17 protein-coding genes are annotated in these 14,862 nt (G+C 61.1%); 6 read left to right on the forward strand and 11 right to left on the reverse strand.

Translation table 11 applies throughout. The annotated features are described in order from the left end of the window. Positions 1–6: 6 nt before the first annotated feature. Both R8L07_04370 and R8L07_04375 read left to right on the forward strand, forming a co-directional pair. A complete protein-coding gene (locus R8L07_04370; protein MDW3204757.1) occupies positions 7–669 on the forward strand; it encodes a TRAP transporter small permease in 663 nt (220 codons plus the stop codon). Beyond that, positions 669–2,078, forward strand: a complete 1,410-nt coding sequence (locus tag R8L07_04375; GenBank protein ID MDW3204758.1) for a TRAP transporter large permease — start codon at positions 669–671, stop codon at positions 2,076–2,078. The genes R8L07_04370 and R8L07_04375 overlap by 1 nt, the downstream gene beginning before the upstream one ends. 13 nt (positions 2,079–2,091) lie before the next feature. Here R8L07_04375 and R8L07_04380 read toward each other — a convergent pair whose 3' ends face one another. The 5 genes from R8L07_04380 to R8L07_04400 all read right to left on the reverse strand — a co-directional run bounded on the left by R8L07_04380 (position 2,092) and on the right by R8L07_04400 (position 5,192). Beyond that, on the reverse strand, positions 2,092–2,799 hold the full coding sequence (locus R8L07_04380; protein MDW3204759.1) for a Crp/Fnr family transcriptional regulator: 708 nt from the start codon (positions 2,797–2,799) through the stop codon (positions 2,092–2,094). Between the two features lie 105 nt (positions 2,800–2,904). After that, positions 2,905–3,081, reverse strand: coding sequence for a DUF1328 domain-containing protein (locus tag R8L07_04385; GenBank protein MDW3204760.1), 177 nt, complete (start codon positions 3,079–3,081; stop codon positions 2,905–2,907). A gap of 52 nt (positions 3,082–3,133) precedes the next feature. Then, positions 3,134–3,328, reverse strand: coding sequence for a CsbD family protein (locus tag R8L07_04390; protein ID MDW3204761.1), 195 nt, complete (start codon positions 3,326–3,328; stop codon positions 3,134–3,136). Positions 3,329–3,342: 14 nt separating this feature from the next. Beyond that, positions 3,343–3,483, reverse strand: coding sequence for an entericidin A/B family lipoprotein (locus R8L07_04395; protein MDW3204762.1), 141 nt, complete (start codon positions 3,481–3,483; stop codon positions 3,343–3,345). A 137-nt stretch (positions 3,484–3,620) separates the two neighbouring features. After that, complete coding sequence (locus tag R8L07_04400; protein MDW3204763.1) at positions 3,621–5,192, reverse strand: mechanosensitive ion channel family protein; 1,572 nt, start codon at positions 5,190–5,192, stop codon at positions 3,621–3,623. Positions 5,193–5,366: 174 nt separating this feature from the next. Here R8L07_04400 and R8L07_04405 point away from each other — a divergent pair, with 174 nt between their 5' ends. Together R8L07_04405 and R8L07_04410 are read left to right on the forward strand one after the other, a co-directional pair. Beyond that, the gene (locus R8L07_04405) at positions 5,367–5,786 is read left to right on the forward strand and encodes a hypothetical protein (GenBank protein MDW3204764.1); all 420 of its coding nucleotides are present in this window, start codon (positions 5,367–5,369) and stop codon (positions 5,784–5,786) included. A gap of 484 nt (positions 5,787–6,270) precedes the next feature. After that, a complete protein-coding gene (locus tag R8L07_04410; GenBank protein MDW3204765.1) occupies positions 6,271–7,233 on the forward strand; it encodes an OmpA family protein in 963 nt (320 codons plus the stop codon). A gap of 77 nt (positions 7,234–7,310) precedes the next feature. On the opposite strand, the gene R8L07_04415 is transcribed toward R8L07_04410, so the two are convergent. From R8L07_04415 to R8L07_04430, 4 genes are all read right to left on the reverse strand, one after another. Beyond that, positions 7,311–8,603, reverse strand: a complete 1,293-nt coding sequence (locus tag R8L07_04415) for a DUF2254 domain-containing protein (GenBank protein MDW3204766.1) — start codon at positions 8,601–8,603, stop codon at positions 7,311–7,313. A gap of 141 nt (positions 8,604–8,744) precedes the next feature. Beyond that, the gene (locus R8L07_04420) at positions 8,745–9,248 is read right to left on the reverse strand and encodes a hypothetical protein (protein MDW3204767.1); all 504 of its coding nucleotides are present in this window, start codon (positions 9,246–9,248) and stop codon (positions 8,745–8,747) included. Positions 9,249–9,254: 6 nt separating this feature from the next. Continuing rightward, on the reverse strand, positions 9,255–9,608 hold the full coding sequence (locus R8L07_04425) for a hypothetical protein (GenBank protein MDW3204768.1): 354 nt from the start codon (positions 9,606–9,608) through the stop codon (positions 9,255–9,257). Further along, the gene (locus R8L07_04430; protein MDW3204769.1) at positions 9,605–10,021 is read right to left on the reverse strand and encodes a hypothetical protein; all 417 of its coding nucleotides are present in this window, start codon (positions 10,019–10,021) and stop codon (positions 9,605–9,607) included. The genes R8L07_04425 and R8L07_04430 overlap by 4 nt, the downstream gene beginning before the upstream one ends. 260 nt (positions 10,022–10,281) lie before the next feature. Between R8L07_04430 and R8L07_04435 the strand changes: the two genes are divergently transcribed. Next, entirely contained in the window at positions 10,282–12,285 is a 2,004-nt protein-coding gene (locus R8L07_04435; GenBank protein MDW3204770.1) for an ATP-binding protein, read from the forward strand. After that, positions 12,282–13,010: a response regulator transcription factor gene (locus R8L07_04440; protein ID MDW3204771.1), complete on the forward strand. Its 729-nt coding sequence runs from the start codon at positions 12,282–12,284 to the stop codon at positions 13,008–13,010. The genes R8L07_04435 and R8L07_04440 overlap by 4 nt, the downstream gene beginning before the upstream one ends. 170 nt (positions 13,011–13,180) lie before the next feature. On the opposite strand, the gene R8L07_04445 is transcribed toward R8L07_04440, so the two are convergent. Together R8L07_04445 and R8L07_04450 are read right to left on the reverse strand one after the other, a co-directional pair. Beyond that, positions 13,181–13,699, reverse strand: a complete 519-nt coding sequence (locus tag R8L07_04445) for an RNA polymerase sigma factor (protein ID MDW3204772.1) — start codon at positions 13,697–13,699, stop codon at positions 13,181–13,183. A gap of 430 nt (positions 13,700–14,129) precedes the next feature. Then, positions 14,130–14,807 (reverse strand): FCD domain-containing protein, encoded by a 678-nt coding sequence (locus tag R8L07_04450; GenBank protein ID MDW3204773.1) that lies wholly within the window; start codon positions 14,805–14,807, stop codon positions 14,130–14,132. Positions 14,808–14,862: the final 55 nt, after the last annotated feature.

The following is a 14,862-nucleotide window of genomic DNA, read 5'->3' on the forward strand; positions in this document are numbered from 1 at the left end:
AGAGCCATGGCCGGACACGCATCCATTCTGAGCGACGATTCGCTGCTCAGCCGCATTGACCGTACGCTGTTTCGCCTGGAGACAGTCCTGGCGTTAATCGGCGGTCTGGCGGTTTTCTCGCTGATGGTCATGGCGGTTATCAGTGTCGGCGGACGCAACTTCTTCAACCGGCCGCTGCCCGGCTATGTCGACTGGATCGAACAGGCCATGCCGCTGATTGCCTTTATCGGCGTCGCCTACTGCCAGCGACTCGGCGGTCATATCCGAATGGATATTCTGATTGCGCGTCTTTCCGGCCGTGCGCTGTGGACGGCCGAATTCGTGTCCGTCCTGGTGATGCTGATTCTCATGTTACTGCTTGTCTGGGGCAGCTGGTCGCATTTCGACCGATCCTTTGATTTCAACGCACCATTGTGGAGTCGCGATTCCAGTGTTGACATCCGCCTGCCGCTCTGGCCGGCAAAACTGTTGGCGCCTGTCGCCTTCGCAGTACTCAGCCTGCGGCTGACGCTCCAGCTCTGGGGCTTCGGCCGGGCCATCGTTACCGGAACAAAAGAACCGGTTGCCGTACCCTTGATCGAAGATGTCAGCACGATCGCCGCCAATGAAGCTGCGACAGTATCCGGCATGGAAGACGATCGAAAAGGCCGCAATGGGGGGGCCGCCTGATGGACAGTCTCGATATCGGCCTCATCGTCTCGGCGGGCCTGCTGGTCATGGTGATCATCGGCGTGCGCGTCGCCTTTGCCGCCGCCATCGCCGGCGTCGCCGGTCTGATCTGGATCTTCTGGGCCAAGAAGGGTTACGACCCGAGCCAGTTCATGTGGGCGCTGACCGTTGCGGTAAAGACCGCAGGCTCCGTCCCGCATTCCAAGATCGCCTCCCAGGCCCTGTCCTTGATCCCGACCTTCATTCTGATCGGCTACCTGGCCTATTACGCCGGCCTGACCAAAGCCCTGTTCGAAGCCGCCAAGCGATGGGTCGGATGGCTGCCGGGCGGGCTCGGCGTCTCCACGGTCTTCGCGACGGCCGGCTTCGCCGCCGTGTCCGGTGCGTCGGTTGCGACATCCGCCGTCTTCGCGCGCATCGCCATTCCGGAAATGCTGAAGGTCGGATACGACAAGCGCTTCGCTGCCGGTGTGGTGGCCTGCGCCGGGACCCTGGCATCGCTGATCCCGCCGTCTGCGATTCTGGTTATCTATGCCATCATCGTCGAACAGGATGTCGGCGCGCTGCTGTTGGCTGGTTTCATTCCCGGCGCATTCTCCGCCCTGATCTATGGCGGTCTGGTAGTCATCCTGGCACTCAGCTTCAAGAATTTCGGCCCGCCGGTTGGAGGGTTCACCTGGGGTCAGCGCTTCAAGTCGCTGCCGGGCGCCTTCCCGATTTTCTTCGTGATCACCATCATCATCTTCTTCATCTACAACCCGTTCGGCGGCGACGCCTGGGGGACCCCAACGGAAGGCGGTGCCCTGGGTGCCTTCGTGGTATTCCTGATGGCCCTGTTCCGCGGGATGCGCTGGCCGCAGTTCAAGGACGCGTTGCTGGAGACCGCAAAACTGTCGGTGATGATCTTCACGATCATCTGGGGCGTCCTGATCTATGTCCGCTTCCTGGGGTTCGCCGATCTGCCGGGCGCCTTCGCCGACTGGATCTCGACCCTTGAACAAAGCCCCATGCTGACGCTCGTTCTGATCCTGCTGGCCTATGCCATCCTGGGCATGTTCATGGATGCGATCGGCATGCTGCTGCTGACATTGCCGGTCGTGTTCCCGGCCGTCATCGCCCTGAACGGCGGTGTCGGGGTGGAAGCCGCCGACAGTGCCTTCGGGATGAGCAGCACCGGCTGCGCCATCTGGTTCGGGATCATTGTGGTGAAGATGGCGGAACTCTGTTTGATAACACCGCCAATCGGCTTGAACTGTTTTGTTGTCGCCGGGGTCCGGCCGGACATTTCGGTCCAGGACGTGTTCCGCGGCTCTTCGCCGTTCTTCGTGGCGGATGCCCTGACCATCGCGGCCCTGATCGCTTATCCGGGTATCGTTCTTTACCTGCCGGAGCTGCTGCTGGGGAAATAGCCGGCGCCCCGGATCACTCAGGTCCTGGCACCACCTGCAGAATCCGCAGCCGGTTATGCCCGATGCTGAGGAAACCCGCACGGGACAGTTCGCCGATGCATCGGTTGGCATGGGTGATCGAGATTCCGGCGCTGTCCGCGACCAGTTGCTGGTTCAACGGCAGTTCGTGGGACTTCGGATAGGGAACGCCGGTCAGGCTCTGGCGCATGACGAGCTCCGCCAACAGAAGGCGAATGCGGTCGGTTGCCCGCAGCCGTCCCAGACCGACGATCTGATCGCGCATCATCGCCTCTTCCTGGGCAATGCCCCAGACGAAGGCGCCGAAGAGTTTCGGGTGTTCCGCAGCGACCTTCCAGAGCGCCGCGGAGTCCAGCTTCGCATAGGTCAGTCGCGTGATCGCCCTGACATCGTGATCGGCCACATCAAAGAAATTGGCGGCATATCCCACAGTGTCACCGGCCAGCAGAAAGCTGATGATCTGACGCTCCCCATCATAGACGTCGCGCGACCGCATGGCCCATCCCGACAGGATGACGAAGGTCCCGCTATAGGGGCGATCCCGTGACACCAGTTCCGTGCCGGGTTCGACCACATGCGTGCCCGTCAGGCAGGCGGCCAGAGCCTCCACGGCGTCCTGCCGCGTCTCCATCACCTTGCCGAGCTTGGCGCGAAGCAGATCGCCCGGTTCAACACTTTCCATGGACATTGCGTTCTCACTCACTTGTCGACGCCCCAACTTCCGAACCAATGAAACGAATCTGTCCCCGCCGAGGGCTCGACGGGGACAGGCTCGAATTAGGCGCGCATGGCGCGGATCCCTTGTCGATCAGAGCCGCGGCTGGCGACCCCGGATCGCACCGACGATCGCGGTGATCGCAAACAGCACAATGAAGACAAAGAACAGAATTTCCGCGATGCCGACAAAGGTACCGGCCAGTCCGCCGAAGCCGAGAACGGCGGCGATAAGCGCGAGAATCAAACAGGTGATGGCCCAACCAAGCATGGAGTTTCTCCTTTCGCTGTCTGGATGATGTCTGACGGTTGCAGGGCGGCTGTCAGCGACCGAGCCAACTGCGGACTTCCTTTTCCGCTTCATGGCGGGTCAGCCCGTAGCTCCGCTGTATGGCGCCGATCAAACGGTCGTGGCTGCCTTCGATCTGATGGATTTGGTCATCCGTCAGCTGGCCCCACTTGCGTTTGACTTCGCCTTTCAGCTCCTTCCAACGTCCTTCAAGGATATCCGAATTCATGATCGCCGGCCGCGTTACTCGGCAGCGTCCTGAATGGATTCACCGGCCTGTTCGATGTCACGGCCCGCACCCTCGACGGTTTCACAGGCAGCCAGACCCATCGTGCCGGCCAGCAGAATAATCGGAAACGTGAACTTACGGATCGCCTCAAGCATTGTGACTTCTCCTTCCGTTTCGTCGTTGCGGCGCGTCGTGCGCCACTCTTGCTGTACTAACGCCCTTGAAACGGAAAGGTTGCGATCCGGGTTCGCGTTGGCAGCATCCCGTGCGCCCGTCGACCAAGAGGCCGCCGTCAGTCTTCCGCGCTGTCCCCCAGACGCCCTGTCGAGGTCATTTCCTCGTCGCTGCCGCCGGACGATGCGGCCTGCCCGCCGTCACCCTGTGCCTGGCGGGATTTCTCCGAGCGATCCAGCAGCGAGATGTTGGCCGGCGGCGCCGAACCGGATTTGGGTTCGCCGAAATAGATCGTCTGATGTGGGAACGGAATCTCGATTCCGCACTCGTCGAAGCGATACTTGATACGACGGCGCATTTCGCGGGCGACGGCCCATTGACGGCCGGCGATGGTCCGGGTCCGGGTCTTGATGACCACGGCGGAGTCGCCCAAATCGTTGACGCCCATCACCTCCAGATCCCCCTGAATCAGCGGGCCGAACGTATCGTCCTTCCGCAATTCCTCGGCGACCGCGATGATTTCCTCAGTGACGGCATCGGTATCCTCGCGATAGGCCACACCGGTTTCCAGAACGGCGTAGCTGTAGTCCTTCGTCATGTTGCGAACGGTCTCGATGGTACCGAACGGGATCGTATGGACGGCGCCGCTCAGGTCCCGGAGGTCAACCTTGCGGAACGTGATGTTTTCCACGGTGCCTTCGGAATCGCCCAGCGCCACCCAGTCGCCAACCTGGAACAGGTCCTCAATGATGATCAGGATGCCAGAGAGGAGGTCCTTGACCAGTGCCTGGGCACCGAAACCAATCGCGATGCCGACGACACCGGCCCCGGCCAGAAGTGGCATGATGTCGATCCCGAACTCGGACAGGACGACCAACCCGACCACCACCGACATTGTCACCACGACGATATTGCGAAGCAGCGGAATGACGGTCTGGAGCCGGTTGCTGTCCCGTCGTGCCAGTCGCGCCAGGGCAAAGACGATCAGTTCATAGATCGCCAAGGCAACGACAAGCACCAACAGGATGCCGAACACGGTGTTCGCCGTTTCGCCCAACCACTTTCCGAATTCGCCGTTTTCCAGAGAATAACCAAGCGTCGCCGCGGCAAGATAAATCACGCCGACGGTCAGCGCCCCTTGTATCAACCATCGGGCGGCGCTGAAGTACCGGGAGATGCGATTGGGGCTTGAGACCCGCTTCCATCGTTCCACGGCACGTCCCGAAGACACCTTTCGGATCAGCGCGGCGGCAATCAGCGCAAGAATACCCCACCCGATTACGAGCGCCGTCAGAACGGCGATCTGTATCGGCGTGTTCTGCCGCACGCCCAATTCCTGGATCCAGGATTTGTATTGCGCCATCACCTCTTCGGACAAGGCGTCGATGCCCAGCGAGTCGGTGACCGATTCCGCCAGGCCTTCATTTCCGTCCTGGCTTGAGTCCTGATTTCCAGTGGCTGCCTCACCTTTTCGTGACGCATCCAGCAAAGCCTTTAGCTGATCGATCAATTCCTTTCGTCCGCTTTCGGACTCAAGCTTCTCAATCAGTTCCTCAAGCGCCGAAGCCTGCTCCTCGGTCAACGTCTGAGCCCCGGATGAGGCAGGGTTGCCGGGCACAATCGACTGCGCCGACGCCGGCATGACAATAAAAAGCGGCAGGATGAGCGCGAGCGTGCGGAGAAAGGCCATGATACCCCCGGAAAAATTCAGAAATTTCTAACGGTGCCCAACTAACGCGCGGCGACGGCCCACGGTTGCTTCACGACCAAAATTTTTCTGATCTCAAAAAAACGCACTCCACCTGCAACGCCTGGCGGTTTGATGCGTTTCTGGGGTGAACACCAACTTCATCAGGAGATCACGATGTCGTTTTCCACGAAGTTCATCGCCACTGCTGCGCTGATTGCCACCCCCATCGCGGGCGCCATCGCCATGCCTTCGAATTCAGCTTCTGCTGTTCAGGTTCCGGTGTCGCTGCGCCTCGCGGAAGCCCCCCTTCAGATGGTCGAAGCTTCCGGGCTGCAATCCGAACGGAGCGAAATGGAGGCCACCTTCGCGGAATGGCAGCGCAAGGTCGAGGAGGCCGGCGACGATCTGCAGAATTTTGCGGAGAACGCCACCGAAGAAGCGCGCGACGCGGCGACCGAGGCCTGGGCCGAACTGCAGATCGCCTGGCAGGACGTCGAGGACGCGTCGGAAGAAAACTGGGCGGCAGCAAAGGCCAAGTTCGATGAATCCACGGACCGCATGGAAGCTGCCTGGAAGGAACTGACGAAAGAGTAACGTATTGGCAGTGAATCCCGGCTCCCCTCACGGGATCCGTGATTTCGAGAGGGGCGTCGCACCGACGCCCCTCTCCGGCGTCTCCAGCGCCGATTACTTGGAGGAATTGGCACAGGCATGAAATATCTTGCTCTTACCCTGGCCGCACTGACCATCGGGCTGATCGTTTCGGTCTATATGTTCGATATGCCGGAACCGCAGCAGGTCGAAGGTCAGCAGACCAGCAGTTTCTGACCTCTCGGCGCCATCTTCCGGCGACCACTCGTGCGCGGGGCTTTACCGCGGCGAGCGCACAGCCAGTTCAAGTCAGCTTTACCACGCTGTTGTATTTTAAACGGTTTGTTCGAAAAAAATCGCAACCTTCATTCCACCCACGCGTTTCTTTCACGAGACCTGGAGCGGCCGGAGCCGGTCGTTCCGATCAGATGGCCGCGCGCCGCAGACAGGCTGCGCGGTCCGCACCAGGAAAAGAGGAGAACCATTCATGGCCTTCCGAAAGATCCTTACCTATGCCACCCCGCTCGTGCTTGTCGGCGGCGTTGCTGCGACTCCGGCCTCCGCCGCGAACCTGCTGTTCCCGGATTACGCCGCGTTCAAGGACGAGTCGATTTCGGGCAAGACTTTCACCGATTACCTGGCGCGCGATTACCAGGATCTGAGCGTCTATGAGTACCAGGAAATGTACGATTACATCGACGCTGAAACCTATGCAGAGCGTGGCATGCAGGCCCGCGCCGGAGTCGCGCCGGAACCGTTCCAGCCGCAGAACTGGGATATCGACAGTGCGCAGGCGCGCAGCGATCTGAAATCCGGCCGCCATCAGCTGGTGATGGCGCTGAATGACGGCGCCGCCACGATTGCCCCGGAACTGGCCGCGGAAGCGCAGTCGAAATACGACTGCTGGGTCGAACAGCAGGAAGAAGGCTGGCAGACCCTGCACATCGCACGCTGCCGTGAAGGCTTCGAAGCCGCCATGGCCGACCTTCACAAGGCGATGATGCCGGCAGAGCCGAAGGTCGAGACCAAGGCCGAAACCAAGGTCGCGCCGCCGGTCATGGAAGAGATCGCTCGCCACGTCATCTATTTCGACTTTGATGAAGCGGCGTTGAACCCGGCCGGCGAAGCCAAGGTTTCCCAGATCGTCGCCGATCTGTCGAACCAGGACGACATCGAACTGTATGTCGAAGGTCACGCTGACCGTGCTGGCCCCGCCGACTACAACGCGGAACTGGCGAAGAAGCGCGCCGAGACGGTTCGCGCCGAGCTGATCCGCCACGGGCTGGAAGTCTCGAAGGTTGATACCCTTCGAACGGAAAGCGAAGGCGAAACGGATCCGGCTGTCGAAACGGCGGATGGCGTGCGCGAACTGCGTAACCGTCGTGTCGAGATTGTCGTCCAGGGCGTCATCGAGCCCGACCAGACGGCTTCGGCCTACACCGTCGAATAATTCTCGACGCCTCATGCAGGAAAGCCCCCGGAACCTTCCGGGGGCTTTTTTGTGTCCGGAGCCCGGGCAACACGTTTCTAGTCGCCGGCCACACGCGAAACCATGACGTTTCGGGCGGACCGGATCAGAACGGCGAGAGCATCGCGGTCATCCCTGTTTTCCACGACGCGCCGCATATCGGCCGCGATCAACCTGAGATGCCGCATCAGGATGGGGGTATTGGACCGGTCTGTAACGATCGCCATCCGCCGGATCGCCTCGATCAGCTTCATCATGACCAGAAGGTTCGGCGCCGATGCCCGCCGCAGGGGATGAAGAGCGGTACCGATGATTTCGTGCAGGGACATGATCTCGTGCCAGATCCTCGGCGTGTCCTCCTTGTCCCGGGTCAGGGAACTGGGCGCACCGCGCTGCAGTATCCTGGCCAGAGAGCCGGACAGATGATCGATCGCACTGATGGCCGTGTAGGCGTCATTGACGCCCGGAGACAACGCCTTCAGTGCAATCTCGACATTCAGGTGGATCGAGAACTCTATGTCCCCCTCCGGCGCGCGGGCATCTGCGACCATCACCGCCCCATGGATCGCCGAATCCTCGGCCTCGTCAATCCCGTGGAGCCGAGCCAGGGGCTCCCGGTTGATGATGAAGCGCCCCGGTCGAACCAGCATTTCGATGAATCCGTCGCATCGCTGCGCGATGGACAGCAGCGATTGTGTATCGACGACGGTGACGTACCCCGTCTTGGTTGCCAGGAGGTCCCGCCCGCCCTCCTTCGGAACGGAATCGGTATCGTCCGGCGCCTCGGCAGGCTCGTCCGCCAGCAACCGGTCGATGGTCGAACGCAACGACCGCTGGACCCGCCCGATCTCGTTATCGACCATGATGCGCTGAGCGGTATCATGGACGAAATACACGACCCAGAAAAAGCTGACCGTCGCCAGTCCCATTCCCAGGACGACCGTGATGCGTGGCGTCTCAATGCCGGTGATGCCGTGAAGGGCCAGCAGGGAATACAGAAAGGTCGATCCCAGCAAGCCGACCGTAACCTGGTTGACCCGATTGTCCGTGAAGGTCTCCAGGAGGCGGGGCGCTATGTTGCCGGCGGCCAGGGTAAACACCACCAATGTCAGCGAATAGACGAGGCTGAGTACCGTCATCATGGCACCGGAAATCGTGCCGAGAACCGATGCCGCACCGTCGCGATCAATTTCCAGCCAGGGGAATACCGTCAGCGTGCCGTCCAACCACCCCCGTGCATCGATCATCAGGGCCAGCGTCGCCAGGGCGATGCCGAAACAGCTGAGGGCGGCCGGCCAGAACAGGAAGCCCCGCATCATGACGCGGGTGGATATCGCCAGTCTGTTGAACATCGTCACGCCACGCTCCCTGCATACGAAGAAACCGGGCACCGTCCCTGATAGGACGATGCCCGGTTCGACTAGAGCACATATGACCCGAAACTGCGCGCCGTATCTTCCGATGGCCGGCCGCGTTCCGGTACCCGGCCCGGATCAGGCCTTGCCGCTATTGCTCCGGTTCAGAAGTTTCGGCAGCGCGATTGCCAGCCCGGCGCCCAGGGCCGCAGCGGCGATGCCGGACGCAACCGGGTGTGTCGCAACCATCTGACGCGTTCCGTCGACCGACCGGCGGGCGCCGCTGCCGACGCGCTGGACACCGTTCCGCGCCTTGCCGCTGATCGTACGGCCATGTTTCGTCACCGACGCGGCGGCGGCACTGACGCCTTCCTTGCCGCGACCGGCCGCATTCATGACGGCGTTGTCGCCGCCATTGACATTCTTGACGGCCAGCATGCCCACCCCCGCGGCGACCAGACTCAGCGGGATGACATTTTCCCGCATGAAATCAGCCGACGCTGCGGCAGCGGATTGCGCGTCGACCGGTTCGGCGGCCTGAACGCTTTGTGCATTCTGCGCCCGCTCGGCCTTCGCGGCAGTCCGCTTGTTCTTCTGTTTCGTCTTGGCGGTCGTCTGCTTCGTCTTGCTCTTCTCAGCCATAACTCCTTACTCCTTCTTCTCGGGTTTCGAATACCCCGAACTCAAGGTTCGCCCTTTGGGGGGCAGGGTGAATGCGATCGCGGCTCCAAGGGCGAGGAGTCCCGATACGCATAAAAAGGCGGCCCATAGAGGTGCCACTTCGTCGATTGCCAAGGTCAGACCGACCGCCGCCCAGCCCGTCGCCAATGTGGCGGCGACCAGGCCTAGGAAGCGCCATGCGATCCATTTCGCCAGCAGGTTCAGATGCGGGCGCATCGCGTCCACAAGCATCGCCGCAATTGCGGACAACACAGCAGCCGCGACGCCTTCGATCCCGTTGACGCCTGCCTTTTGCCTGTCGGACTGCCGCGTGGCGGTCATTCTTCGTGCGCCTCGCTCTCGGCGTCCTGTTGGGCGGTTCGCTGGTACTGGAACCAGAGGGTCGCCGCAGCACCAACTGCCGCAGCCCCGGCCAGATAAAGTGCCGGCCGGGCTTTCGCCGCCTCAGACAGCGTGTCAACCGTTTCTTCCGGCGAGGCACGCAGGAGGCGACGCCCCGTGGCACCAAGCCATTCCGCGGCCTGACCGACCAGTGTCGCGGCGTCACCGCGCTGGTTGCCGTCCAGATCTTCCGCGGCAGCATGAGCCGCGCTGGATGCATCCAGCATGGCGGCGGAAACCGCATTCCGCGGCTCGCCAAAGGCATAGTTCATCACCGCCCCAAGCAATTCGCCGGTGGCGGCCTGACCATCCGTCGCCTGTGAGTCGTTTCGGGTTTCGCGGACGGTATCCATTCCGACTGCCTCCGATTTCCGTGTTGCTGTCTGAGTAACGTCGGAAATCCGGGAAAGTTGCATCGCCGTCCGAAAAAATCAGTCGCGGCCGACGGAAAATGCGCGGGAACCGCGCCGCCCCCCTGTCCGTCATGGAAACATGACATATGTTAGTGCCGTATCGGCCTACCTCGTATAAGAGTGTGCGTTCGCAGTTTGGAATGAAACCAACTGGCATCCCCGAACATGCTGCTTCGGGTGGGCCATGAAGGGATACGCTATTGAACCGCAAAGGCGATGAGACCGCGGACCAGAACGAGACCGCGCAAGCGGGATCGCCCCCGCAAGAGCGATCAAACATTCTTGTGCTGATGGGCGGCGCGGACTGGGCCGCCGTGCGCGCAGCGGGCGTTTCAAAATTTCGAACCCAGGCAGACAACTGGACGGTTTTCGTCTTGGAGGGCTGGACCCGGGACAGTCTGGCGACCACGCTCTCCCGGCGCGACACGTCCGTGCGGGCGGAACGGGCCGGTGCGACTGTCCTGACCGGCGATTACAGCGATCTTCAGGACTATGTGGCCGAGGGCGATGAATCCCGGACCAGCATACTGGCGGTTCATGACGAGGGTATTCTGTCCCGCTATCAGCTGCGCATGCTGTTGGCGCGCATGCGGCGCTCGTTCAGTGACGCCAAGATTTCCTCGGCCCGACTGCCGGTTTCCCAGTCTCTCGGCCTGACTGCCAGTTGGGACGACGACGGAAACATCGCGACGAAGCTGCTCGGCATTGTCGGGGTGGTGGCCGCCTTCTCGGGTGCGACATATGGCATAAACCTCTGGGAGAATATCGCTCCCCCCTCGATCACGATGCTTCTGGCGGTTCTGATATCCGCCGTACTTTTCGGACGCTGGGCGGGGATCGTCGCGGCGTGCCTCGGCGCCATCGTCTTGAACCTCGTCTTCATCTGGCCGCTATGGGTCTTCGAGATCTCGGACGCACGCAGCCTGATGACACTGTTCATTTTCCTGGGTGTCGGCGGTCTGATGAGTTTCATCGTCGGGCGTTCGACCGATCGCGCGATTGCCGCCCGCGACAGGCAGGTCACCGCATCGCTTCTCTTCGGCGCGGCCCGGCGTATGGCCGAAGCGAACAACGAGTCGGACGTTGCAAAGGCATTGGGGGATGAGTTCGGCCAGCAACTGGGTTTCCGTCTGGCGGTCATCACTGGCGCCAACGATCCCGATCATGTCGAGCGACAATTGACCGAGCAGGGCATTGAATTCATGCTAAGCGACCTGCAGGCCGCCGTCTTTGCCTGCCAGACATCCGAACCCACCGGTGTCGGGACATCGTTCTCTGACTATGTTCTGAACTATTACGAGCCGATTGCGACAGGTCCCGAGAACGCGCTGCTGGTCGTGTCAGGCGCAGAAGAAACGACGCTGCGGCAGAGCGGCTTCCGGGTCCTGATGGAAAGTCTGTCCGATCTGATCGGTCTGACCTTGTCTCGGATTAAGGCCCGTGAGGCCCTGCATACCGTGCGCCTGCAGTCCGAAGCGGAACAGTCCCGCAGTGCCGTGCTGGCGGCGATGTCCCACGACTTCCGAACACCGCTGTCCACCATTCTGGGCACGGCATCCAGCCTGCAGCAGTTCCGGTCGACCTATTCGGATGAAACGATCGACGAACTGCTCGGAAACATCGTTTCCGGTGCAGAGCGACTGGACAAGTTCGTTCGCAAGATCCTCGACCAGACGCGCCTGCAGGCAAAGCTGGAAATCGAAGATTCGGACTTCGTCGACATGACCGATGTCGTCGATACCGCCTGCGAGACCCTGAACCAGAAACTGCTGAACTATCAGGTCGAGGTCCGCGCGCCGGACGTCGTGCCGCTGATCCGGGGCGATGCCGCGCTTCTGGAGCATCTGGTCCAGAACCTTCTTGAAAACGCGATGAAGTATTCCAAGCCGAAATCGACCATCACCATCGACTTCAAGGCGACGGGATCCACCCTGTCGATCGCAATCAGCGACCAGGGCATCGGATTGACGAAGGAGCAATGCGTTTCGATCTTCGACCCGTTCTACCAGGTGCATGCCGGCGAGGTACGGTCGGACGGAATCGGGCTCGGCCTGTCCATCTGCACCGAAGTCGCGCGCCTGCACAAAGGTTCGCTGCGCGCTGAGAGTGGTGGACTCGGGCATGGCACCACCTTTACAATCGACCTTCCCATTGAAAACGTCGTCGATATCGACGGAGCGAACGACCACGCACAATCGGCATGAAGGTTCTTGTAGTAGATGACGAGGCGCAGATTCGACGTTTCCTGAACGTCAGTCTGAAGGCCCAGGGGTATGAGGTTTATGAGGCCGGGGACTGTCAGGGGGCGGTTCGCGAGTTCACGACGGCGTCGCCCGACGCCGTTATCCTCGACCTCGGGCTACCGGACGGCGACGGTCTGGACGTTGTCAAAACCGTGCGATCCATCGCGTCCACCCCGATCATCGTCCTATCCGCACGCCATGATGAAACCCAGAAGGTCCTGGCCCTCGACGCCGGGGCCAACGACTACGTGACCAAGCCGTTCGGCATGCCGGAGTTGCTGGCACGGCTGCGGCGACTGATCCGGGACATGTCGGAAGTCGAAGCGCAGTTTTCCGGATCCACGCTGACCAACGGTCCGATCCGGATCGATGTCTCTTCCCGCAGCGTCTATATCCGCGACAGGTATGTGCGTCTGACCAAGAAGGAATTCGACATTCTGCTGATGCTGACGCGTCACGCGGGAAAGGTTCTGACGCATCAGCAGATTCTCGGGGAATGCTGGGGACCAGCCTATGTCGAAGAGAAGCAATATCTCCGAATCTATATCAAGAATCTCCGCGACAAGATCGGCGATTCCGGATCGGACCCGGAGTTGTTGCTGACCGAGCCGGGTGTGGGATATCGGCTGGTCAGCGATTCCGAAAACGGTTCGGACCTCCCCGCCCCCGGCGCGGAGACAGCCTGAGCCGTCCGCGCCTGAGAGCAAGGAGGTCCGCCGGGGCGGCGACGGCCTTAGTGCCAGCGCATCAGCAGGAAGAGATTTGCCTTACGCAGGTCGTCGAAGAACTCAGCGAATTCGTCTTTGAGGCTGCTGCAGTACATGGACATTTTAAGTCTCCCGATCTAGGTCCACTCTCAAGCGGCAAGGGCCGAAACGGCCTCCGCCGACATTCCTCCCAAATGCTTGCGCAGTTTTGCGCGCGTACGGCTGAGGCGAGACTTCACCGTGCCGATCGGCTCGCGGTACCGTCGGGCAATCGCCGATTGCGGGCGCTCCATTACGGCCAGTTCGATCAGCGTCTCACGTTCCTTCCGCGGGAAGGTCTTGAGCGCGGCGGCGGTCTGCCCCAGCATCAACTGAATGTTCTGCGGCGCATCGACCGATTCCTCGTCCGCACTCATCTGCTCTCGGGCATAGCGGGCCTTGACCGAGTCGCGGCGCTTACCCGACAGAAAGGCGTTGCGGGTGATGGTGAAGAGCCAGCCGCGCAGGTTGGTTCCGCCTTGGAAGGTATGGGCCTGCTTCAAGGCCTTCTCCACGCTTTCCTGAACGAGGTCGTCGGCGTCGAACTCGCGGCTTGGCCCAACAAGGGACAGCGCGAAGCGACGAATGTGGGGAACCTCATTCACGATATTGTCTCTTACATCACACATGTAAGACGTCTCCGTCTTGATTAGCGATGATGAGAAGATAGGACCTGTCCCCGTAAAACTTCGATATCGCGTTTTGGCCCTGGCCGTTAAAAAATCATTAATGGACATTCTCGGTAATTTCCTGACGCCGCCGTCAGCCGGGCACTGGCGAAACCCCTTCAACTATCTGAAAAAATTAAGTTATTCCAAAACATCCGAACATCGACAGCTGTCTTGAATCAGGGCAGAGACCCGACACCGCGCCCATTAATGACATTAATATCGATGTCAGTGCGTGGGGGTATATATCCCTTTATGACGCGTAAACGGTCGCCGGGAGATCGCGTCAGGCAGCCTGAAAACCGGCCTACGCTGGCCGAGCAAGTGGGCGGAGCACATCAATCGATACCCGGTTCCCGGCTTCAGCCCTGACCGTCGCCCCCATCGCGCGCTATTCCTTGCCCTGCATGCTTTGCTGAATGGTTTCCAGGTGCCCCTGCATCGCGGCAAAGGCATCTTCCGGTTTGCGGGCTGCAATGGCATCGACCACTCGTTCGTGCTGGTCGCTGTGAACCGTCAGAAACTCTCCCGCCCCGATCCGACGATAGGTGCGGTCCCACTCCCTCTGCCAACCGGATCGGCGCCGAATACCCGAGAGATAGTTCAGAAACCCGGTCAGGATCGGGTTCCGGGAAACCGCCGCAAGGGCGTTGTGGAACGCATCGTCCGCCTGCTCACATGCCGGTCGGTCCCGCGCCGCACGCCCTTCGGCCACCCGCCGCCTCAGCAGCGCGACATCCGCCGCGTCAGCGTTCCGGGCCGCCTCCGCGGCAACCTGCGGCTCCAGAAGCAAACGGGCCCGCATCACATCCTCGGGCGACGCCCCCTCAACCAAGACATTGTCGCGCATTGGAAGATGGCGGGGACGCGGGCCGCGGAACGTGCCCTGACCGACATGACGCCAGACTTCACGATCCTTCTCCAGCGATGCCAGACACAGTCGGACGGTCTCGCGGCTGCAACTGAGGTCCCGTGCCAGATCCCGCTCGGTGGGCAGTCGCTCACCGATGGGGATGTCCTCCAGCATCGCACGAAGGTCGACAATGACATCCGAACTCTTCCGCCCCATGGGACCTCCTTTCCAGACCAATTTGCAGACCAATCACCCCGAATGCAATACGGGC

Source organism: Alphaproteobacteria bacterium (assembly GCA_033344895.1).
In the GTDB taxonomy this organism is placed as follows: Bacteria; Pseudomonadota; Alphaproteobacteria; order UBA8366; family Aestuariispiraceae; genus Pacificispira.